This window comes from Novosphingobium sp. TH158 (assembly GCF_002855555.1).
Taxonomy (GTDB): domain Bacteria; phylum Pseudomonadota; class Alphaproteobacteria; order Sphingomonadales; family Sphingomonadaceae; genus Novosphingobium.
Genome location: NZ_PKRT01000001.1, coordinates 1,464,174 through 1,483,686, shown reverse-complemented (window position 1 = coordinate 1,483,686; position 19,513 = coordinate 1,464,174). Strand labels below are relative to the sequence as shown.

Genomic DNA, 19,513 nt, shown 5'->3' with positions numbered 1-19,513 from the left:
AAAACTTTTCGAGGCAAATCAGAGCCCGACGCATTTTGCGTTTCTCAGGCCGAGACCTCCCCGGCGTCCACTAGCAGAGTACTGCCGGTCATGAACATAGACAAATCGGAGGCGCAGAAAAGCACCACCCGGGCGATGTCGTCAGGAACGCCCACTCGTCCCAGCCGGGATGTCAAAGTTGCCGAGATTTCTTCACGAACCCGGTCCGGCAGTTCCGCCAGGGCCTTCGAATTGCCTTCCGTAGTGCAGAAGGTCGGCGCGACGCCCAGCACCCGGATGTCCTTCGGTGCCAGTTCCACCGCCAGTTGCTTGATAAGGCCCAGGACGCCGTGCTTGGATGCGACATAGGCTGAAACGCCGGGGGCCATCCCGCCAAAACCGGCAGTCGAGACCAGGTTGACGATCACGCCACCCTTGCTGGCAGCGGTCATCCGGCGAGCCGCCTCCTGCGAGCCCAGGAACGTGCCCTTGAGGTTGATGTCCATCACCTTTGTCCAGAGCTCGCTGGTCATGTCTTCCAGCAGGACGTTGGGGTAGATGCCTGCATTGTTGACCCAGATGTCGATGCCCCCGTCCAGGCCGGCAGCCATCTGCGCCGTCGCGGCAACCGAGTCCGCGTCTGTCACGTCAAGCAGGGCGGCGCTAACCTTGCTGCCGGTTGCGGTCGCAATCTCTGCGGCGGCTGCAGTGGCGACATCGAGGTTGAGGTCTCCGATCACGACTGTCGCGCCGGCCTCGGCCAGCCGGCTCGCAATAGCCCTGCCAAGCCCCTGCGCGCCGCCCGTGACCACGGCGGTCTTGCCTGCCAGCGACACCAGCTGTGCTATCGATTTTCCCGTTACGTCGGCGACTGCCATGCGATACTTTCCGAATTCAGGGGTGGATGGGGCCGGGGCTTGCGGCTGCCGGTCAGAACATGGTCGATCCGCCATCGACGCCGATGGTCTGGCCGGTGACGTAGTTCGATTCATCGCTCGCCAGGAAGATGGCCGTTGGCGCGATGTCCTCCGAAGTACCGAACTTGCCAAGCGACACCTTCGACAGTTCATGGTCGTAGGAATTGCTCTCCTTCATGTACCAGATGGCCTTGGGCGAGAGAGCGGCAGGCAGGATCGTGTTGACCCGGATCTTGTCCTTGCCCCATTCGCGGGCCGCCGTGCGCGTCAGGGCGCGAATGGCCTCCTTGCTCGCGGCATAGGCGAGGAAGCCGGGCTCGCAGCGGACACCGTAGCTGGAGCCCATGTTGATTACCGAGCCGCCGCCGTTGTCCCGCATCGAAGGATAGCAGAGCTGCATCAACTGCAACGAACCGATGAAGGCGGACTGCATGTCGATCAGGCAGTTTTCTTCCATCTTCGGGTCATCGAGGGGCAGGTAATCGGTGAAGGTGTGCGCGTTGTTGACCAGCACGTCTACCCGGCCCCAGCGCGACAAGGCCTCCGACACGACTTGTTCGGCGTGTTCGCGGTTGCCGGAGAGGGCTTCCATGCCAAGGACCGTCGAGCCGCTGCTGGTTGCCTTGCCGGCCACTTCGTCAAGCTTGCTCTTCGTCCGGCCGGTGATGATGACGTTGGCGCCTTCGCGCGCATAGGCAAGGGCAATCGCTTCGCCGATCCCCTGGCCGCCACCCGTGACGATTGCCACCTTGCCCGCCAGCCTGTTCCCCGGATTCGTCATGTTCTCTCTTTTCGTATTCAAAGTGTGAATTGCGCCGGCGCGATCGCTAGGCCAGGCCGGTTTACGCGCCCTCGCATCAGGAAGGACCGTTGCTCGGTGGGGGCTTCGCCTTCCTTGAGGCCATCGCCGGCATCGAGCGGCACGCAGTTGAAATAGACATCGCAGAGATCCGCCCCGCCAAAGCGCAGCTGGGTCACCGCGTCGGCAGGCGTATCCAGCATGCCGAGGATCGAGCCGTCCGGAGCCATGCGGACGATGCTGCCGGACTTGTAGCCGGTGACCAGCACGTTGCCGTCACCATCCATGGCCATGCCGTCGCAGTCTTCCTTCTTCAGCAGGCATCTGCGCTCGCCCAGCAGTCCGTCGTCGAGGATGTCGAAAACGTAAGTCGCATCGAACGTGTCGTTGAAGAACAGGCGGGTGCCGTCCAGGCTGCGCATCAGGCCGTTGGCAAAGCCGACCGGCCCCGTGGCGAGGCGAACTTCGCCGCTGGCCGAGAGGTGGTAGAGCAAGGCAGGCCTTGTCTGCTCGCCCTTTTCGATCTGCTCGACATCAACCGTGCCGAAATAGATGCCGCCCGACCCGTCGGGGGTCATCTCGTTCACTCCGATCAGCGGCTTTCCGTCCACTTCACGGATCAGCCAGCCCCGGGTGCCGTCCTCGGGCCGATTCCACATGATGCCTCCCGGACCCGATGACAGGACCGCGCCATCGGCGTTCATCATGATGCCGCCGGTCCACATCCGTTCGGGATTGAGAGAGAACACCGGCGTGCCATCCGGCCGGACGCCGTGCACGCCGCCGGCGATACAGTCGCTGTACCAGACGAGGTCACGCCCATAGTCGACTGCCAGGCCCTCAAGATAAAGGCCCGAAGCGATGACTTTCGTGTCTCTGACGTCTGCGCCTGCAGCGTTCATGCATCCTCACCCTTGGACTTCGGTTATTTCGTCACAATGGTAGCGCGGCACGGTTGGCTGTCAAGGCCATCCTCTGCCTCGCTTTACGCGCCCCGGAACGCAGGGTAGGGAACCGCTATGAGACGCGCGGAGAAGAACGCCACAACACGGCGGCTGGGGCCGGTCGGGTCGGAGAACTGGCATGCGATGCTCGACGCTGCGGAAGAGGCCCTGCTCGAGAAAGGCGTCGCCGCGCTGACAGCCGCCCGGGTTTCGGAGCGACTGGGGATCAAGCGCAGGCTCGTGTATTACTATTTCCAGACGCTGGATGATCTCATCGTCGAGACCTTTCGCCGTATTTCGGTTCGCGAGCTGGCGCGCATCGCCGATGCCGCCGCTTCGGACAAGCCGCTGCGCGAAATCTGGGACGCCTGCATCCACACGATGCACCCCCGCCTGATTACCGAGTTCATGGCCCTGGCGCACCACATCGATGGCCTGCGCAAGGAAGTTACCCATTTCATCGAGGAATCGCGCCGCCTGCAAATTCAGACCCTGTCCGCGGCGATCGCCAGGGTTCCCGGGCTGACCGGTGCCGATCCCGAAGTGCTCGCTGTCCTGGCAACCAGCACGGCCCTCAGCCTGCTGCGCGAACGCGAGCTGGGTGTGACGGAGGGACATGATGAAGTCCTCCTGCTGATCGAGAACTTCCTTGCCGCTGCGGAACCGCAGCTGGCGGAACAGGGCCAGGTGGTCCGTACCTGATCTGCGGGCGGCCGCGGGCAATCAGGCGATAACGCCCTTTTCCTTCAGCCCCTCAAGCTCATCCCATTCAAGGCCCAGGTCGAGCAGGAATGTTTCGGTATGCTCGTTTGCCTGGGGCGCGCGGACTGCTGTCTGCGGTTCCCGGTTGAACTGGACCGGGCCGCGCACCACGCGGAATGGCTGGCCGCCGTCGGCAGGTTCGAGATCGACCACCATGTCGTTCGCCAGGGCCTGGTCATCCTCAGTCAGTTCGAGCAGGCTCTGCACCGGGGCCCACTGGCCTCGCATCGTCTTGAGGTGTTCGCGCCAGTAGGCGAAAGGTTGCGCGGCAAAGGCCTGAGCGATGCGCCGGCTCGCTTCGGCGGCATTTTCGATCAGCGCGTGCAGGTTGGCAAAGCGTGGGTCGCCCAGCAGGTCCGTCAGCCCCAGGTGGCGGAACGTATCCTCGATGAACGGGCCGGGGCTGGGCATGCACAGCGCAATCACCCGGCGGTCGGATGTGAAGAAGTTGCCGGAAAGCGGGTTTTTGGCCGCGCCGCCCTGGCCGGGCATCGTGTTGCGCATCACCACACCCGTTTCCATGCCCTGCGTGATGTTGGCCCCGCAGGCCCACCAGGCGCTGCTGAGCAGCGACACGTCCACCTCGAGCGCCTCGCCGGTCCGCTCGCGATGGAGCAGTGCTGCCGCGATGCCGCCGGCGATATTCATTCCGCCAATTGAATCGCCGAAAGCGGGCATGCCTTGGCCCAGCACGCCCTCGAGTTCGGGTGGCGTGATGGCATAGGCGATCCCGCTGCGAGACCAGAAAGCCGTCTGGTCATAGCCGCCAAGTTCGCGCTCGGGGCCCTTGTCGCCATAGGCGCTGCCGCGTGCATAAATGATATGCGGGTTGGCGGCACGAATGTGTTCCAGGTCGATGCGGTTCTTCTGGCGCACTGCAGGCAGGTAATTCGTCAGGAAAACGTCCGATGCCTGCGCGATGCGATAGAGAAGTTCCTGCCCCTCGGACGTTGACAGGTCGATCCCGACGCTTCGCTTTCCGCGGTTGGGATGTTCGATCAGCGGATTGCGGTCGGCATCGACCGGAACCCCGCCCATGTTGATGAAACCGCGTTGCGTGTCGCCCCTCAGCGGGTGTTCGATCTTGATCACGTCAGCGCCCCAGTCCGCCAGGATGCCGCCGGCCGCAGGAACAAAGGTGAACTGGGCAACCTCGAGGATGCGGATGCCCTTCATGATCTGGACCAAGCTTCGTCTCCCGGTTCTTGACTGTACCTTGGCGCTATTTCCGCCAACGGTCGGGCGAGGGCGGTGAGGTTGATCGCCCGTTGCAGGTCGCTACCACTAAGACGAACCACCGGACTGTCAATCCACGGGGAGGGCGGCGGACAGGAGCTTTGCCAGCCGGAATGGGCAAGCTACAGGGATCTGCGGCACCTGCTGTGCCCTTGCGGGTGCTGCAATCCGGCGCGCCCGCTGTGGAGACTGCCCATGAAGAAGCCCGTTCAGCCAGTCGAACAGCTTTTGGCCGGCGAAGCGTTCTTTTCCAATCTCGGCCTCGACGTCCGGCATTTCGGGGCGATCTGGCATATCTTCAAGATCGGGCAGCTGATGGCCACGGACCTGAACGCCATCAGCGAGCGCAGCGGCATAAGCATCGCCGATTTCCACCTTCTGGCCGCGCTGATGATGCCCGGCCCCGCAGCCATGCGCGCAACCGACCTTGCCCATGCCCTCAACGTCACCAATGCCGCATTGTCGCCGCGTGTCCGCAAGCTCTCGCAGATGGGGCTGCTGCATGCCACGGCATCCACGGACGACCGGCGGACCAGGCTGCTTGAGATCACTGCGGCTGGCCGCGCAAAGGTGAAGCAAGTCGGCGTCGACCTTGAGCGGAGCGCCCGTTTTATCCGGCATTTTCATCGCCTGCCGCAGGCTGATCGCGATGACCTGAGCCGGATCGGGGCAGAGCTTCATACCTTCATGGCAAGGGATTTCGATCCGGCTCCCAGGGCAGACTGATTAAGGGGTTAAACAATATCGACTTGGCCCGGGCGCCGTTGTGCAGGATCAGCCGGCCAGACTTTTTCTCGGGATCCTGCACATGGCCTTAAGCACCGACAGCCTGTTCAAGCCGCTTCAGATCGGCTCCATGAAGCTCGACAACCGCATCGTCATGGCGCCCATGACGCGCGGCTTTGCGATCGATGGCGAAGTGAGCGATGCCCACGTCCAGTATTATCGCCGCCGGGCACAGGGCGGCGTTGGTCTGCTGGTCACCGAAGGGGTCGTGGTAGACCGGCCTGCTTCCCGCAACGAACCGAATGTTCCCAAGTTTTACGGCCCGGCCCTGCAGGGTTGGAAACCTGTTGTCGAGGCAGTCCACGCAACCGGCGGCGCGATCGCGCCGCAGGTCTGGCACACCGGAGCGGTACGCAGCTCGACGATGGATTGGGAGCCGGACAGCCCGGTGGAAAGCCCGTCGGGCCTCTATGCGCCCGGCGAGGGGCGCGGCAAGGCCATGTCGGAAGAAGACATTGCGGATACGGTCGCAGCCTTTGCCAAGGCCGCCCGTGATGCGAAGGACCTGGGATTTGACTGTGTCGAAGTGCATGGTGCCCATGGTTATCTGGTGGATCAGTTCTTCTGGGGCGGCACCAATCTGCGCACCGACCGGTATGGCGGGCCCGGCCTGGTGCAACGCTCCCGCTTCGCCGCGGAAATCGTCGCCGCCATTCGTGGGGCAGTGGGGGCCGATTTCCCGCTGATCCTGCGGGTCAGCCAGTGGAAGCAGCAGGATTACTCGGTCCGCCTTACCCACACGCCCAAGGAAATGGAGGCCTGGCTCCTGCCGCTGGTGGAAGCCGGTGTCGATGTGCTGCATTGTTCGCAGCGCCGGTTCTGGACGCCGGAGTTCCCCGAGATCGACGGCGATGACGGGTTGAACTTTGCCGGCTGGGCCAAGAAGCTGACGGGAGCGCGCACCATAAGCGTGGGCTCGGTTGGCCTCGACGGCGATTTCCTTGCCGTGTTCAAGGGCCAGTTCTCCCAGACCGCAGGTATCGACGACCTGCTTGAGCGAATGGACCGCGAGGAATTTGACATGATCGCGGTTGGCCGCGCACTTATTACGGACCCGGATTGGGCGGTCAAGGTTCGCGATGGAAGGCTGGGCGAGCTTGTGCCATTCTCGTCAGAAGCTCTTGCCGAATTCGTCTGATGAAAACCCCGTATCAGGATGTGAGAGACGACCATGGAATTTGAAACGCGTGACCTTTCTCCGCTCGTCGGCACGGAAATGCTGGCCACCAAGGAGCAGCTGCTGGCCGGAAACCTTCGCCAGGAGATCCGGGAACTTCTTGAGCAGCGCGGCGTCCTTCTGGTGCGCCAGCTCAACTTCACGGACGAGGAGCAGTTCGAGTTCGCCAAGACGATCGGCGAGGTCATCGATCAGGGCATCCGCGGCATCTACAAGATCACGCTGGATCGCAGTCTCAACGACACTGCGGACTACCTCCATGCCACGGTACACTGGCATGTCGATGGCGCGCAGGACATGGTCCCGACGCGCGCCTCGATATTGACGGCGCGCGTCCTGTCAAAGGTGGGCGGGCAGACCGAATTTGCCAACACCTATGCCGCCTATGATGCGCTGCCGCCTGATCGCAAGGCTCTCGCTGACCGGCTGAGGGTCGTCCATTCGCAGGAATATATCCAGCGGGCCATGCATCCCGACCCGAGCGAAGAGCAGCTGGCGCGCTGGAGGGAGCATCCGGAACAGGTTCATCCCATGGTGTGGACACACCGTTCGGGCCGCAAGTCGCTGTTGCTGGGCCTCACCGCCGGGCGCATCGACGGCATGGATGAAGCGGAAGGGCGCAGGATCATCGACGAATTCCAGGCCTGGGCCACCCAGCCGCAGTTCGTCTATCGCCACGAATGGACGGTGGGCGACATGCTGATCTGGGACAACACCGGCGTCATGCACCGCGTTGAAGCCTACCCGGCCGACAGCGGTCGTCTGCTGAGCCGCACGACCCTGGTTGGAGAAGAGCCGATCGCCTGAATCCCTGGGCTGTCCGGAGCAGTCGAAACGGGCACCGGTGCGATCCGCCCCTCGGGGCGGGCGTGCCTTGACGCCTGTGCGCCCAATCGCTACCAGTGTGACGAAATATACTGGAGAGGTGCATGGACGTTACCCAAAAGGATTACTTCAGTGATCTGTCGATAGTCAGCGATCCGCACCCCTATTTCGATGCGATCCGCGCGCTCTCGCCGGTATGGCGCGAGCCGCATTATGGCGTGTTCATGGTAACCGGCGCAGCGGAAGTGACCGAGGTCCTGACGCGCAATGACGGCACATTCTCGTCCGCGATGTCCGTGCTGGGTCCGATCCCGCCATTGCCGTTCGCGGTGAACGGCGGCGACATTTCCGCCGAGATCGAACAGCACCGGGGGGACATGCCGTGGTCTGCGCACATCACCACGTTCGATGGCCGCAAGCATGCAGAGCACAGGTCGCTGCTTTCCCCTTTGCTGACCTACAAGCGGCTGAAGGCCAACGAGGAGTACCTCGTCGGCCTGGCTGACCGGGTGCTCGATGGTTTCATCGAAGGCGGAAAGTGCAACGCCGCCAGCCAATATGCCCATGCCGTCGCCACCTTCGCGATCTCCGACCTGATGGGCATTCCCGAGGCGGACCGCTGGGAGCTCGTCGAGCTGCTGGGCGTTCCGCCGAGCCAGATCGAGGGCGAGGCGGTGCACCGCGTCGGCTCCGATCCCCTGATCTTCCTGAAAGAGCGGTTTGACGGCTATCTGCGGGAGCGGCAGGAAAACCCCTGCGCCGACCTGATGTCAGAGCTCGTCGCCTCGCGCTACAAGGATGGCCGGCAGCCCGATTTCGAGACTATCTCGAACCTTGCCCGCTTCATGTTCGGGGCTGGTCAGGACACGACCTCGCGGCTGGTGACGATGGCGCTGCGCGCACTCGGCGATGACCAGGAACTGCAGGCCCGGATTCGCGCCGAACCCTCGCGCATTCCCGACCTGCTGGAGGAAGCGCTGCGCTGGGACGGGCCGGTGAAGGTCGTCTACCGGCTGGCGACGCACGATACGCATATTGGCGGCACTGCAATCCCGGCAGGTTCACTCGTGGGGGCGACCCTTTCGGCGGCAAGCAATGATCCGGCCCGGTTCGCCGATCCGCGAAACTTCGATATCGACCGCGAACACCTGCGCGACCATTTCGCCTTCAGCCGCGGGGCCCATGCCTGCCTTGGTGCCCCTCTGGCCAGGATCGAGGCGCGGGTGGCGATCGAACGGATCCTGTCGCGCACATCGTCGATCCGGATTTCCGAAGAACATCACGGTCCCGCAGGAGCACGCCGGTATCGGTACGAGCCGACCTACAGCTTCCGCAGCATGTCGGACCTTCACATCGAGTTCGAGCCGGTGTCCGCCGATGCGAGGAAGCCTTCGATCATTGCCAGCGTGCCCTCGTGACCCAGGTCGATGCCAAGGTCGCGTTCGCGCAGAATGCTCAGCGCAGCGCTTGAGCCCAGGATGGCAAGCGCCTTGGGGGGAATGCGGGTCAGTTCCGGCTTCCTCGCCAGTGCGCTGGTCAGCGCTTCCACCTGCAACTTGCGCGACGTCCGGATGAAGTCGACCACTTCCTCGCGCAGCGCCTCGATGCGGTTGGCCAAGGCCATGAATTCGGCGATCAGACGCGGATCGAGAGTATAGACGCAAACCTTCCAAAGCTCTTGCAGCCGGTGATCCGAACGGACGGCCAGTTCGAGACGCTCGATCTCGCGATGGGCTACCTTGCGGAAGGCCTCCACGACGAGATCGTCCATGGTCTTGAAGTAATAGTAGACCAGCCGCTGCTTGACCCCGAGCTTTTCGGCGACCCGCCGGGTGGTCAGCGCCCTTGAGCCTTCTTCGCGAAGGATCTCTTCCGCGGCCTCAAGCATGGACAGCCAGTTGGCGGAACCGCGTTGCCCCATGGGGCGCAATGGCTTTGCCGCCGTGCCTGGCATCTTCGAACCCTTTCACCCGGTGCCGAAACGGACGGCCGACCTTTATGCGTTTCGGACCTGTGGGGTGGTCTCGCCACCAAACTATGCCGCCCGCCGCCAGTCCCGGCAAGGTCCTTGGCCATACCGATGCCTTCCAGCAAGCCGCTGATCCGCCATCCGCACCGGAAACCATAGGCAAACCAAGCCCGCCACGGCGTTTTCCTGGGGCCGAGTGCAGTCTGTATTGACACGAATCGCACTAGCTACCACCATGACGAAATAGAACTTGCTCAGTGAGTGAATCGGCAAGGGAGAGGATTTTTGTTCCCGCGACGCCATCAAGTGCGTGCCGGGCTGTCCTCTCCATCCGAAGCGCTTCGCGAAGCCAGACGTGGAGTGAAAGATGATCGAGGTAAAACCAATCGCCGGCGGCAATGGAATTGGTTGCGAGGTACACGGCCTCACTCCCGCTGACATTTCCGATCCGGCAGTCCGGGCCATGCTGATGGATACATGGATCGAGCATGGCGTAATCGTTTTCCGCAACGTCGAGGGCGGAGAGTTCCAGGTAGCGCTGAGCAAGTGCTTCGGCGAGGTGCAACCGCACCCCTATGCTGCCGAAAATCCCGACAATCCGATCTCCGAGATTGTCCAGATCTCCTATGATCCCGACAATGCGGACATCTACGAAGTGGATGGGCAAGTACTGGGGGGGTGGCTGCCCTGGCACCAGGACCTGATCTACCTCGACAAGGTGAGCCGCGGCTCGATCCTGCGTCCGGTCGTGCTGCCCTATGCGGGGGGCAAGACCGGTTTTGTCGACAAGATCAAGCTCTATGAAAAACTCAGCCCTGCGATGCAGCAGCGGATCGAAGGCCTGTCGGTGGTCTATCACTTCGATATGGACGTCACGAAGATGCGCTTCGGGCGGCCTGAATCGCTCAAGGTGCTCAAGCTCTCCAAGCTCTATGCCAAGCTGGTGAGCCAAGCCGCGCAGTATCCGCTGGTGCGGCACCCGCTGGTCTATCGCCAGCGCGAGACCGGGCGGCCGGTGCTGAACATGTCGCCCTATTTCGCCCAGTACATCCCGGGCCTGTCGGCCGAGGAAAGCGATGAAATCCTGACCGAAGTGGGCAGCCTCTGCCTGCAGCCCGAAAACCAGTATTTCCACGATTGGCAGGAAAACGACATGGTCCTGTGGGACAACTGGCGGATGCTCCACGCTGCCGGCGGCGTCCCTGTCGATGCATCGCGCACGATGGACCGCACCCAGATCATGGGGGACTACGGTCTCGGCCAGCTGGAATCGACCGACCAGAACGTTTCCGACGAAATGCGGATCACCGTTTGAGGGCAGGCTTCAGCGCCTGACGCTTTCCATTCAATGCCGGCGATCGCCCCGGGAGGGGCACGGTGCGGCTTCAGAACCAAGAGGCTTTATGGAACACGAATACGATATCGTCATCCGCCATGGCAAGGTCGTGGACGGAACCGGCGCGGAACCGTTTCTCGCCGATGTCGCCATCTCGGGCGGTCGCATCGCTGCCGTTGGCGAGGTCAAGGGCCGCGGCAAGGAAGAGCTCGATGCCAAGGGCCTTCTGGTAACTCCGGGCTTCGTCGACATTCACACCCATTACGATGGACAGGCAACCTGGGCAGAGCGGCTGACACCGTCGAGCTGGCACGGCATCACCACGGTGGTTTCCGGCAACTGCGGCGTCGGTTTCGCGCCGGTCCGCGAGAAGGATCATGAATGCCTGATCGAACTGATGGAAGGCATCGAGGACATTCCAGGCACCGTGCTTCACGATGGACTGAAATGGAACTGGGAGACCTTCGAGGAGTACATGGACGCACTCGACGTGTGCAAATGGGACGTCGATCTGGCCGTGCAACTGCCTCATGCTCCGCTCCGCGTTTACGTCATGGGCGATCGCGCCATCCGGCATGAGGATGCGACACCGGAAGACATCGCGAAGATGCGCGAAATCACCCGCGATGCGATGAAGGCCGGAGCCATCGGTTTCTCCACCTCGCGCCTGATCTCGCACAAGTCGGTCAAAGGCGTGCCGACCCCTTCCTATCATTCGAAGGAAGAGGAACTCACCGGCATCGCACTCGGCGTCAAGGACGCGGGCAAGGGCGTTCTCCAGCTCATCAGCGACTTCAAGGAAGAAGGGCGCGAGCAGGAGTATGCGATGGTCCACCGCATCGTCGAGGCTTCGGGCCGCCCGATGTCGATCTCGGTCGTGCAGTTCCACCACGAGCCGGACAGCTGGCGCGAGCACATGGCGATGATCGCCAAGGGCCGCGAAAAGGGCCTCAACATGCACGCCCAGGTTGCGCCCCGTCCGGTGGGTGCGATCTTCGGCCTTTCCACTTCGGCCCATCCGTTCATGGGGCTGCAGTGCTTCCGTGAAATCGCGAGCAAGACCCTTGAGGAAAAAGTCGCGATCATGCGCACCCCCGAGTTTCGGAAGCGGGCGCTGGAGGAAGCCTCGCTGGGGCCGCAGGAACTGCGCCGCGAAGGTGCCGATCAGTCCGGCGCTGCTCCCGGCATGGTCCTCGCCGGCTCGCGGACTTTCCCGCTTGGTGAAAAGCCGGATTACGGACTCGATCCGGAAACCTCGGTTGCCGCCATCGCCAAGAGAGAAGGACGCGACGAGAACGAGGTCATCTATGACCTGCTGCTTGAAGACGATGGCAAGAACCTGATCTTCAGCGCCATCCTCAATTACCATTCGCACGACTACAGCGCGATCCGCGAGATGCTGACGCTTCCCGGAGCGATCATCGCATTGGGCGATGGCGGTGCTCACGTCGGCCAGGTGGTGGATGCCACGTTCCAGACCACCTCGCTCAAGACCTGGGGCAGCGACATTGGCGTTCCCGAGATCGTGCGGCTTCAGACGTCCGTACCCGCCAAGGCGGTCGGTCTTTTCGATCGCGGCGTGATTGCGCCCGGCATGCGGGCAGACATCAACCTGATCGACTTCGACAACCTCTGGGTGCAGCGCCCTTATGTCGCGCATGACCTGCCGACCGGCGCACCGCGCCTGTTGCAGAAGGCCACCGGCTATGTCGCGACGATCGTCAAGGGCGAGGTGACCTATCGCAATGGCGAGCCGACCGGCGCGCTGCCGGGCCGCCTGATCCGAGGCGAGCAGCACGCTCCGGCCTAATCCCGCACTTTTACTGCTTCCCGGCCGGGTGGGCTTCCCCTCCGGCCGGGGCTCGCATCTTCAATCCGCAGATAAATGAGGTAATCCATGGGGAAGGGGCCCAAGATCGCGGCCTTGCCGCAGTCCGAGTGGACGCCGGCGGTCGAGGCGATTTTTCCGATCCTCGAGCAGCCGGGATCGCCATTCAAGGGGTCGGATTTCAACTCGCTCCTGATGATGGCGCATCATCCGGAAATCTCGGTGCCGTTCCTCCACTTCAACCTGGCCGCCGTGAAGGGTTTCGTGCTCTCCGCCCGCGCGCGGGAAATCGCGATCCTGCGCCTGTCATGGCACCGCCGCTGCCAGTACGAATGGGTGCACCACCTTTACGGCGGTGCCGGTGCGGGGCTTACCAACGAACATTTCGCTGCGCTTGCCAGGAACGGCATCGACGAAATCTTCCCCCCGGAAGACCGGGCCGTAATCCTTGCGACCGATGACATATGCACCGGCGGCAAATTGTCGGACCACGCCTGGGACGTGCTGCGCCGACACTTCAGCGACAAGCAGATCATCGAACTGATCATGCTGATCGGCTGCTTCCTGAATGTCGCAACCCTGCTCAATTCGGTCGGTGTCGAGCTTGAACCGCCCTTCCTTGCCGGAGCTGAAGCCAAGGGCTGGCCCGTGTCATTCGACGACGCGGCCGAATAACCTCGCCACTCCGCACCACGGATTCCTGAAAATGACAAATCGTATTCTCGACTGCTCCGATGTGGAACGCCAGATCGGCAAGGTTCTCGCCTCGTCATCCTTGCGCGAGCCGATTTCCAACAATGACATCCGCCGCTGGGTGCACGGCATGCACTATGCCAACCTGCTGCATTTCGATCCGGACTATGCCGCAGCCAGCAAGTGGGGCCGGATCGTTGCGCCGCAGAGCTTCCCGGTCGCCGCTGACGACAGCAACGGCGCCACCCCCGCCTGCGCGGGCCATATCCCCAATTCGCACCTGCTGTTCGGCGGGGACGAATGGTGGTTCGAGAATGTCCCGGTGGTGTCGGGGGATTTCATCGCCAACGAACGCATCCCCTTCGATTACACGGTCAAGGAAACCAGCCTGGGGCCGACCTGCTTCCAGCGCGGCGACAACTTCTATCGCAACCAGAACGGCGAGCTGATCGCCAAGCAGCGTTCTACCGGGATCCGTTATCTCGCTGAAGCCGGTACGCAAAGTGTCAATGCGGACGAGTTCGAAGAGCCGGACTGGTCGGATGAAGAGCTGGCTGCGCTTGAAGAGCGCAAGTTTGCCTGGGTGCAGGAACTGCATGACCTGGGCCACGGTGAGCGCTGGTGGGACGACGTGGAGGTTGGCGCTGTGCTTCCCGAGCGCGTTTTCGGGCCGCATTCGGTCGCCAGCTTCACGACGGAATGGCGCTCTTTCATCGTATCCATCTGGGGCACGATGAACGTGCGCAAGCTGGACATGGCCGGGCTCGGCTTCGTTGGCGACATGGCAGGATACGAACACGATCCAGACATGCTCAAGATCAATCCGACGCTGACGGACGGCGCCTATTACGGTCCTTCGCGCGGGCATCTCTTCCCCAAATATGCCCGCCGCATCGGCATGCCGCGGGCCTATGGTTACGGCGCATCGATGGGTGCCTGGGTGATCGACTATGTTGCGGGTTGGGCCGGTGAACACGGACGGCTTGTCCATTCGGTTGCAAACTACCGGGGGCCGGCCCTGACCGGGGATGTGACCATCCAGACCGCAGAGGTGACCGGCAAGTCGATCGATGCCGATGGTCGTGCGCTGGTGGAGCTGAAGCACAGGATGACGAACCAGAAGGGGACCGCCATGTGCACCGGCACTGCCACGGTCCACCTGCCGAAACGCAAATGAGAAGAGCGTGCGGCAGCTGAGCCAGCGGGGCAGCTGAGCCAGCGGGATCGAACTGCGTCAAGCATTGCGTGACCGGCTGTGGCTCCTGCGCGATGCCCAAGCGCTTCAGGCACAATACGATCGTGAAAAGACCCGGTCGTTGCGAGCAGGGTGCGGTAGCCGACGCTGCCGGCAAGGCGATCGTTGACCGGCGCGGCGCTCGTCCGCTCCTAAGCAGAGGTGCTTTCGGAGTTCGCCGGCAGCGCGAGCATCGCGCCTGGCACAGAAGTGCTTTGAAGGTTTCCGCCCCAGGGTATACGGGCGCCGGATTGGGTGCTTCGACGGCCACGCGCGCAGCTTTTGCGCCTGAAGGTTCGGGCAAAGGCAGATCGTCGGGATTTTGGATCGCAATGAATTATCGACATTCCTTTCATGCCGGCAACAGCGCCGATGTCGTGAAGCACAGTCTGTTGATCGCTCTTGTGAAGGCGCTGCAGATCAAACAAGGCCCCCTGACCCTGATCGACACCCATGCTGGCTGCGGGCTGTACGACCTTGGTGGCGCTGAAGCCCAGCGTACCGGCGAGGCTGCGCAGGGCGTGCTGCAGGCGCTTGCCGAGCCCAACCCCTTGCTCAGCGATTACCGCGCTGCCGTGCAGGCGGTGAATGCCGGCGCCGAGCCGAAGTTCTACCCCGGCTCGCCGCGATTCCTGGCCCAGCTTCTGCGTCCGCAGGATGTCCTGATCCTCAACGAAAAGCACCCTGAAGACGCCCGCGCCCTGCGCGCCGCGATGCGCGACACGTCCGCTGCGGTGCATCAGCGTGATGCCTATGAGCTCTGGTTGGCGATGGTCCCGCCCCGGACGCCTCGCGGCGTCGTGGTGGTCGACCCGCCGTATGAGCAGCAGGACGAGCGCGCCCGCATCACCGCCACGCTCGCTGCGGCCTATCGCAAGTGGGCGCATGGCGTGACGGTAATCTGGTTTCCGCTGAAGGAGCGACCCACGCACGCGCAGTGGAAACACAAGCTTCGCGCTCTCGGCATCCCGAAATTTCTGAGCATCGAGCACTGGCTCTACGACGAAGATCAGCCCGGAATATACAACGGCGCCGGCCTGTTCATCGTCAATCCGCCCTACGCCTTCACCCAGGCCTTGCCGCCGCTCCTGGAAGCCCTGCGCGCCGCGCTGGCCCCCGAAGGCCATGAGGGCGAGATCGCAAGTCAGTGGTTAGGCGAATGAATTAGCCCCTGCCGTGGCGGCGATCTGGACGAGGGCTAGTTGCCATCGGCATCGACTACGAAAACCATCGGCTTGCCCCTTGAAGCCGGTTCCCAGCCGGCGTTCAGCGCTGCCTGAATGCCCCTGATCACAACGGCGTCGCTGATCTGGAGGCGGCTTCGCGGCAAGCCTTTCATCAGGCGTTTTGGCGCGGGGAATTCCAGCAAGGCGCCGCGCTGGGTGCTTTTGCGCAGCAAGCTGACTGCCATGCCTTTCCAGCCTTCGAACTCGCTCCAGCGCGGCTCGCTCCGCAGCTCCCACTCATATTGAACCCCGTCGACGTCGACGATACCGGAAAGCTTGTGGATGTTGGTCATGCAACCCCTGCCTAGCAGGTCTACGATCACATGCCACCGCACGGTTGCGATGATGTCGGGATTTCTCAGGATCTGCCGTTCCGAAGGGTCGCGGCGATTGGCCGTGTCGTCTCGGATACCGGCTCCCAAAGGGGAAACCCAGCCTTACGACGGGAGACTTGGGAACGGCATCGAAGTCCCAAAGCAAACGGGCCAAGACCGGCGGGTGTCGCCCAGAGCCGGTGGGTGATCTGATATCCGGGGCGACTTCCGGTTAGCGGGTGGGTGCGCCAAGGTCAGCCGGAACAACGGAACCTGGCAAACCGCGCTTTTGCCCTTTCTTAACCTGCCCGGCTCCGTATGAGGCCACGCGGACCGAACACGCCGAGATCCAAGTGTGTTGTGAATCCTGGAGCATGATCGCATACCGCCGGGATGGCGTTCACGCCTGCCATCGCAGTCCAGGGCATACCGTTGGAGCCCCTTGCGCCTTGCCCGTTTCTCGGTCGGCCCAGAGCAATTTCCATCGGTGGATTGCCTTCGAACCGCACACGATACCCGCTCGGACCGGAATCCCATTTCGGCTCGAGGTGCTCGTGCCCCATCACCCAAAAGCAGTGGTAGGTCATTCTGGCAACGCCTTGGACGTTTGCAGTCCATTCATAGTGCTGCCCGGCAACGGTGCCCTGCTTCACCACGCCGCCCGGATATTCGATGTCCTGCGTCGCTGCCGCCACCTCGAGCGAGGTGGTGAGATCGTCGATCGAGCAGCCCAGGCTCTCGAGCACCAGCGCCATCGACTGGGCGAAGAACAGGGGCGCGTCGGCGGAGCGGCTGGGATTGGCCAGCAGTTCCTCGCACTCGCGTCCGAAGCCCATGAAGGGAATGTAGTTGGACGGATTCTCGAGATGATCGACCACCTCGTACACGTGAATGTGGTCTATCCTTTCCATGATGCGGGTGAGTGTCAGGGGCAGGAGGTCGCCAGCAAAGCCGGGGTGTATGCCGCACCCGTGAAAGGAGGTTCCGCCATCCTGACAAGCCGCCTCGATGGCTTCCCAGTCTGCACGGAAACGCTCTGTGCGATAGTACGGTCCGATCGGCGATACGACGTCTTTCCCTGATCGCAGAAGGCGGCAGATCAGGTCGATATCCTGGAGAGCCGGCGTGAAGTGGACGCAATCCGCATCCATTGCCACCAGCGCGTCGATGTCGGTCGTGGCGGCGACGCCCAGCGGCGCGATGCCAGCGATTTCGCCGGCGTCCTTGCCGGCCTTTGCATCGCTCGACACCCAGACGCCGACCAGTTCGAAAGTCGGGTTTTCGGCAAAGTGACGGATGGCCACCTTGCCCACGGCGCCGGTGGCCCATTGAATCACGCGATAAGGCTTCATGTCTCGCCTCGAAAAGGTCTGGAATTCATGGGAAAGGCTCAGGCGTTCGCCGGAGCCACGTTGATCGGTATGCCGGTGTAAAGCACCATCCCGGTCATCCGGTCGACGTTCTCCACGCTGGTCAGCAGGTTGACGTTGGCCGTTTCGTGGCCATGCGGGATCGAGGCGACGCCCGGTCGGATCGTGTCGCTGACGTTAGCGGTCAGGACGATCTCGCCTCGCGTCGTGCTGACGCGCACTGGTTCACCGTGAACAATGCCGTTGGCCTGCGCATCGGACGGATGCAGGATGATATCGGCCGGGCTGCCCAGGAAGCTGAGCGCGGCATTCAATTTCCGCCGCTGGCGCCTCGATATGAAGCATAGCGGGCGTGGTTGGCTGAGCGCAGCTTCGTCCTCGGCCCTCAGCTCCTGCCAGAAGGCAACCAGCGCCGGGGGGGCGAGCTTCCAGCCGCCCATACGATCAACATGATCGTCCACCCATTGTCCCGGGAAATCCATGGGCAAGATGACGGCTCCCTTTGCCACGACCTCGTCGTATCCTGCGCGCGCGCCGGACATCAATGCTGCGAGCATGGCATTGTCGGCACCTTCATCGAGATCGCTGTGCGGCACGTAGTCGGGCAGCGGCATATCGAGCCGCCGCATGATCTCGGCGATCACCCACCAGGCCGAGCGACGCTCGCCTTGTGGTTCCAGCAACGCCGGCGTGTGCATCATCGAAAGGCTGCCACTCAGCGTATCCCAGAACGCGATGTCAGGCCGTTCGACCTGATCCTTGGTCGGCAGGACATGGGTGGAAAGCGCGGTCGTCTCGTTGGCGATGATCTCCAGCGTGACGTTAAGCTCGAGCTCGGCAAGCCTGGGGGCCAGCACGTTCGCGTCGGGAAACGAGCGAAGGATGGCGCCGCCGAAGTTCATCAGGCCGCGGATGTTGCCCGCCTCGATCTCTCCGGGCAGCGCCGCGCAGGGCCAGTCGCCGAAGATCCCCGATACCTCCGGCATCGTCGGCGCTCCCGGCGTGAACGGGTTGTCGAGCACCGGCAGTTCGAAACTGTCGTACTGGGTGATGAAGCCGGGGTGGAACCATGCTCCGCCCTTGCGGTTCATGCGGCCGGTCAGGATCATCAGCACCCACGCCAGCCACTGGGTGACGTTGGCGCTCTTCGACATGGTCACGCCGGTGCCGGTCTCGACCACGACGCCGCCTTTCCTGCGCACCGCGGCCAGCAAGTCCAGCAGGTCCTGTTCCGGGACGCCCGCGATCCGCGCGGCCGTGGCCAGGTCGAATCCGTCGAGGGCGGCGCGCAGCTCGTCCAGCCCCTGGATCGGCTGCGCCGGCGTCATCGGTCCGCCATCAATGATCTCGCGGGCGAGCCAGGCCAGGATCGCATAGTCCTTGCCGGGATAGGGCTGGATATGGCGCGTCGAGAACTTTGCGGTTTCGGTGGCGATCGGGTCGATCGTCCAGACCTCGCCGCGCTTCGCCATGGCGCGGATCGGACCGGCCGGGTTGAACATGCCCGTGTTGTGGCCATGGCTGACCATGGGATTCACGCCGACGTAGACCAGCATGTCGCAGTCGGCGTTGTCGGTCTTGGGATGGAGCCCCGGGAAGCCGCCAACCAGCATAGCGACGAGGAGCTTGGCGGTTCCGTCGATCGTCAGCGGCGAGAACTTCGGCGGGGCGCCCAAGGCCTTGTAGAACGTGTCGACCAGCCGGTAGCCCGAAGCGTCCATGCCGAGTCCGCTTCCGAAATAGACGCCGATGGAGTTGGGCCCGTGCTCGCCGATCAGCTTGCGCAGCTTGGCGGCGATGTCGTCGAGCGCCTCGTCCCAGCTGACCGGGACCAGCGTCCCGTTCTTGCGCATCATGGGGCGCGTTATCGCGTCGGGATGATGGTGGATCCCGCCGATCGCGCGTCCCTTGGGGCAGGAATAGCCCTTGCTAAGAGGGTGCTCTCGGTCTGCCCTTATTTTGACGATGCGGTCTTGCTCGATATCCACGACCATGCCGCACTGATTGGTGCAGATGCGGCAATAGGTCTTTTTGCTGACCGTGTGTGACACGCCACTTCTCTCCTCGCGCCCCGCTAAGTGGTCAATCGCCCACTTAGCGGGGCTTGTCAATGCGAGA

General features: G+C 63.0%; 18 protein-coding genes. 10 read left to right on the top strand and 8 right to left on the bottom strand.

Annotated features, from left to right (window positions below):
* Window positions 1-44 precede the first annotated feature (44 nt).
* Genes C0V78_RS07400 through C0V78_RS07390 form a run of 3 tightly spaced genes read right to left on the bottom strand, consistent with a single transcriptional unit; the run spans window position 45 to window position 2,597 of the window.
* Window positions 45-857 (bottom strand): SDR family NAD(P)-dependent oxidoreductase, encoded by an 813-nt coding sequence (locus C0V78_RS07400; RefSeq protein WP_101797132.1) that lies wholly within the window; start codon window positions 855-857, stop codon window positions 45-47.
* A gap of 52 nt (window positions 858-909) precedes the next feature.
* A complete protein-coding gene (locus tag C0V78_RS07395; RefSeq protein ID WP_101797131.1) occupies window positions 910-1,677 on the bottom strand; it encodes an SDR family NAD(P)-dependent oxidoreductase in 768 nt (255 codons plus the stop codon).
* A gap of 17 nt (window positions 1,678-1,694) precedes the next feature.
* Window positions 1,695-2,597, bottom strand: a complete 903-nt coding sequence (locus C0V78_RS07390; RefSeq protein WP_101797130.1) for an SMP-30/gluconolactonase/LRE family protein — start codon at window positions 2,595-2,597, stop codon at window positions 1,695-1,697.
* Between the two features lie 117 nt (window positions 2,598-2,714).
* Here C0V78_RS07390 and C0V78_RS07385 point away from each other — a divergent pair, with 117 nt between their 5' ends.
* Window positions 2,715-3,341 (top strand): TetR/AcrR family transcriptional regulator, encoded by a 627-nt coding sequence (locus tag C0V78_RS07385; protein ID WP_101797129.1) that lies wholly within the window; start codon window positions 2,715-2,717, stop codon window positions 3,339-3,341.
* A 21-nt stretch (window positions 3,342-3,362) separates the two neighbouring features.
* Here the strand turns inward: C0V78_RS07385 and C0V78_RS07380 are convergent, their stop codons facing one another.
* Complete coding sequence (locus C0V78_RS07380; protein WP_216822166.1) at window positions 3,363-4,589, bottom strand: CaiB/BaiF CoA-transferase family protein; 1,227 nt, start codon at window positions 4,587-4,589, stop codon at window positions 3,363-3,365.
* A gap of 243 nt (window positions 4,590-4,832) precedes the next feature.
* Between C0V78_RS07380 and C0V78_RS07375 the strand changes: the two genes are divergently transcribed.
* The 4 genes from C0V78_RS07375 to C0V78_RS07360 all read left to right on the top strand — a co-directional run bounded on the left by C0V78_RS07375 (window position 4,833) and on the right by C0V78_RS07360 (window position 8,843).
* Window positions 4,833-5,363 (top strand): MarR family winged helix-turn-helix transcriptional regulator, encoded by a 531-nt coding sequence (locus tag C0V78_RS07375; RefSeq protein WP_101797128.1) that lies wholly within the window; start codon window positions 4,833-4,835, stop codon window positions 5,361-5,363.
* Window positions 5,364-5,445: 82 nt separating this feature from the next.
* Window positions 5,446-6,561: an NADH:flavin oxidoreductase gene (locus tag C0V78_RS07370; protein ID WP_101797127.1), complete on the top strand. Its 1,116-nt coding sequence runs from the start codon at window positions 5,446-5,448 to the stop codon at window positions 6,559-6,561.
* Window positions 6,562-6,594: 33 nt separating this feature from the next.
* Window positions 6,595-7,407 carry a TauD/TfdA family dioxygenase gene (locus C0V78_RS07365; RefSeq protein ID WP_101797126.1) on the top strand — a complete coding sequence of 271 codons (813 nt, stop codon included), beginning with the start codon at window positions 6,595-6,597 and terminating at the stop codon, window positions 7,405-7,407.
* Between the two features lie 122 nt (window positions 7,408-7,529).
* Window positions 7,530-8,843, top strand: coding sequence for a cytochrome P450 (locus C0V78_RS07360; protein ID WP_101797125.1), 1,314 nt, complete (start codon window positions 7,530-7,532; stop codon window positions 8,841-8,843).
* Here C0V78_RS07360 and C0V78_RS07355 read toward each other — a convergent pair.
* Window positions 8,774-9,379 carry a TetR/AcrR family transcriptional regulator gene (locus C0V78_RS07355; protein WP_254049850.1) on the bottom strand — a complete coding sequence of 202 codons (606 nt, stop codon included), beginning with the start codon at window positions 9,377-9,379 and terminating at the stop codon, window positions 8,774-8,776. The two genes, C0V78_RS07360 and C0V78_RS07355, sit on opposite strands and share 70 nt — an antisense overlap.
* Window positions 9,380-9,761: 382 nt before the next feature.
* Between C0V78_RS07355 and C0V78_RS07350 the strand changes: the two genes are divergently transcribed.
* The 5 genes from C0V78_RS07350 (at window position 9,762) to C0V78_RS07330 (ending at window position 15,648) form a co-directional block, all read left to right on the top strand.
* Window positions 9,762-10,709, top strand: coding sequence for a TauD/TfdA family dioxygenase (locus tag C0V78_RS07350; protein ID WP_101797123.1), 948 nt, complete (start codon window positions 9,762-9,764; stop codon window positions 10,707-10,709).
* Between the two features lie 88 nt (window positions 10,710-10,797).
* Window positions 10,798-12,540 carry an amidohydrolase family protein gene (locus C0V78_RS07345; RefSeq protein ID WP_101797122.1) on the top strand — a complete coding sequence of 581 codons (1,743 nt, stop codon included), beginning with the start codon at window positions 10,798-10,800 and terminating at the stop codon, window positions 12,538-12,540.
* Window positions 12,541-12,627: 87 nt separating this feature from the next.
* Window positions 12,628-13,233: a carboxymuconolactone decarboxylase family protein gene (locus C0V78_RS07340; RefSeq protein WP_101797121.1), complete on the top strand. Its 606-nt coding sequence runs from the start codon at window positions 12,628-12,630 to the stop codon at window positions 13,231-13,233.
* A 31-nt stretch (window positions 13,234-13,264) separates the two neighbouring features.
* Window positions 13,265-14,428 carry a MaoC family dehydratase N-terminal domain-containing protein gene (locus C0V78_RS07335; protein ID WP_101797120.1) on the top strand — a complete coding sequence of 388 codons (1,164 nt, stop codon included), beginning with the start codon at window positions 13,265-13,267 and terminating at the stop codon, window positions 14,426-14,428.
* Window positions 14,429-14,817: 389 nt separating this feature from the next.
* Window positions 14,818-15,648, top strand: coding sequence for a 23S rRNA (adenine(2030)-N(6))-methyltransferase RlmJ (locus C0V78_RS07330; protein ID WP_101797119.1), 831 nt, complete (start codon window positions 14,818-14,820; stop codon window positions 15,646-15,648).
* Window positions 15,649-15,683: 35 nt separating this feature from the next.
* On the opposite strand, the gene C0V78_RS07325 is transcribed toward C0V78_RS07330, so the two are convergent.
* The 3 genes from C0V78_RS07325 to C0V78_RS07315 all read right to left on the bottom strand — a co-directional run bounded on the left by C0V78_RS07325 (window position 15,684) and on the right by C0V78_RS07315 (window position 19,446).
* Window positions 15,684-16,004: a hypothetical protein gene (locus C0V78_RS07325; protein ID WP_101798247.1), complete on the bottom strand. Its 321-nt coding sequence runs from the start codon at window positions 16,002-16,004 to the stop codon at window positions 15,684-15,686.
* A 320-nt stretch (window positions 16,005-16,324) separates the two neighbouring features.
* Window positions 16,325-17,377 carry a hypothetical protein gene (locus tag C0V78_RS07320; protein WP_101797118.1) on the bottom strand — a complete coding sequence of 351 codons (1,053 nt, stop codon included), beginning with the start codon at window positions 17,375-17,377 and terminating at the stop codon, window positions 16,325-16,327.
* A gap of 38 nt (window positions 17,378-17,415) precedes the next feature.
* On the bottom strand, window positions 17,416-19,446 hold the full coding sequence (locus C0V78_RS07315; protein WP_216822165.1) for a molybdopterin-dependent oxidoreductase: 2,031 nt from the start codon (window positions 19,444-19,446) through the stop codon (window positions 17,416-17,418).
* Window positions 19,447-19,513 lie beyond the last annotated feature (67 nt).

Coding starts and splice junctions, on each gene's coding strand:
- C0V78_RS07395 (WP_101797131.1), bottom strand. CDS start 1,677: ATGACGAATCCGGGGAACAGGCTGGCGGGCAAGGTGGCAATCGTCACG.
- C0V78_RS07355 (WP_254049850.1), bottom strand. CDS start 9,379: ATGCCAGGCACGGCGGCAAAGCCATTGCGCCCCATGGGGCAACGCGGT.
- C0V78_RS07335 (WP_101797120.1), top strand. CDS start 13,265: ATGACAAATCGTATTCTCGACTGCTCCGATGTGGAACGCCAGATCGGC.
- C0V78_RS07330 (WP_101797119.1), top strand. CDS start 14,818: ATGAATTATCGACATTCCTTTCATGCCGGCAACAGCGCCGATGTCGTG.
- C0V78_RS07320 (WP_101797118.1), bottom strand. CDS start 17,377: ATGAAGCCTTATCGCGTGATTCAATGGGCCACCGGCGCCGTGGGCAAG.
- C0V78_RS07375 (WP_101797128.1), top strand. CDS start 4,833: ATGAAGAAGCCCGTTCAGCCAGTCGAACAGCTTTTGGCCGGCGAAGCG.
- C0V78_RS07400 (WP_101797132.1), bottom strand. CDS start 857: ATGGCAGTCGCCGACGTAACGGGAAAATCGATAGCACAGCTGGTGTCG.
- C0V78_RS07325 (WP_101798247.1), bottom strand. CDS start 16,004: ATGACCAACATCCACAAGCTTTCCGGTATCGTCGACGTCGACGGGGTT.
- C0V78_RS07340 (WP_101797121.1), top strand. CDS start 12,628: ATGGGGAAGGGGCCCAAGATCGCGGCCTTGCCGCAGTCCGAGTGGACG.
- C0V78_RS07350 (WP_101797123.1), top strand. CDS start 9,762: ATGATCGAGGTAAAACCAATCGCCGGCGGCAATGGAATTGGTTGCGAG.
- C0V78_RS07360 (WP_101797125.1), top strand. CDS start 7,530: ATGGACGTTACCCAAAAGGATTACTTCAGTGATCTGTCGATAGTCAGC.
- C0V78_RS07390 (WP_101797130.1), bottom strand. CDS start 2,597: ATGAACGCTGCAGGCGCAGACGTCAGAGACACGAAAGTCATCGCTTCG.
- C0V78_RS07370 (WP_101797127.1), top strand. CDS start 5,446: ATGGCCTTAAGCACCGACAGCCTGTTCAAGCCGCTTCAGATCGGCTCC.
- C0V78_RS07385 (WP_101797129.1), top strand. CDS start 2,715: ATGAGACGCGCGGAGAAGAACGCCACAACACGGCGGCTGGGGCCGGTC.
- C0V78_RS07365 (WP_101797126.1), top strand. CDS start 6,595: ATGGAATTTGAAACGCGTGACCTTTCTCCGCTCGTCGGCACGGAAATG.
- C0V78_RS07345 (WP_101797122.1), top strand. CDS start 10,798: ATGGAACACGAATACGATATCGTCATCCGCCATGGCAAGGTCGTGGAC.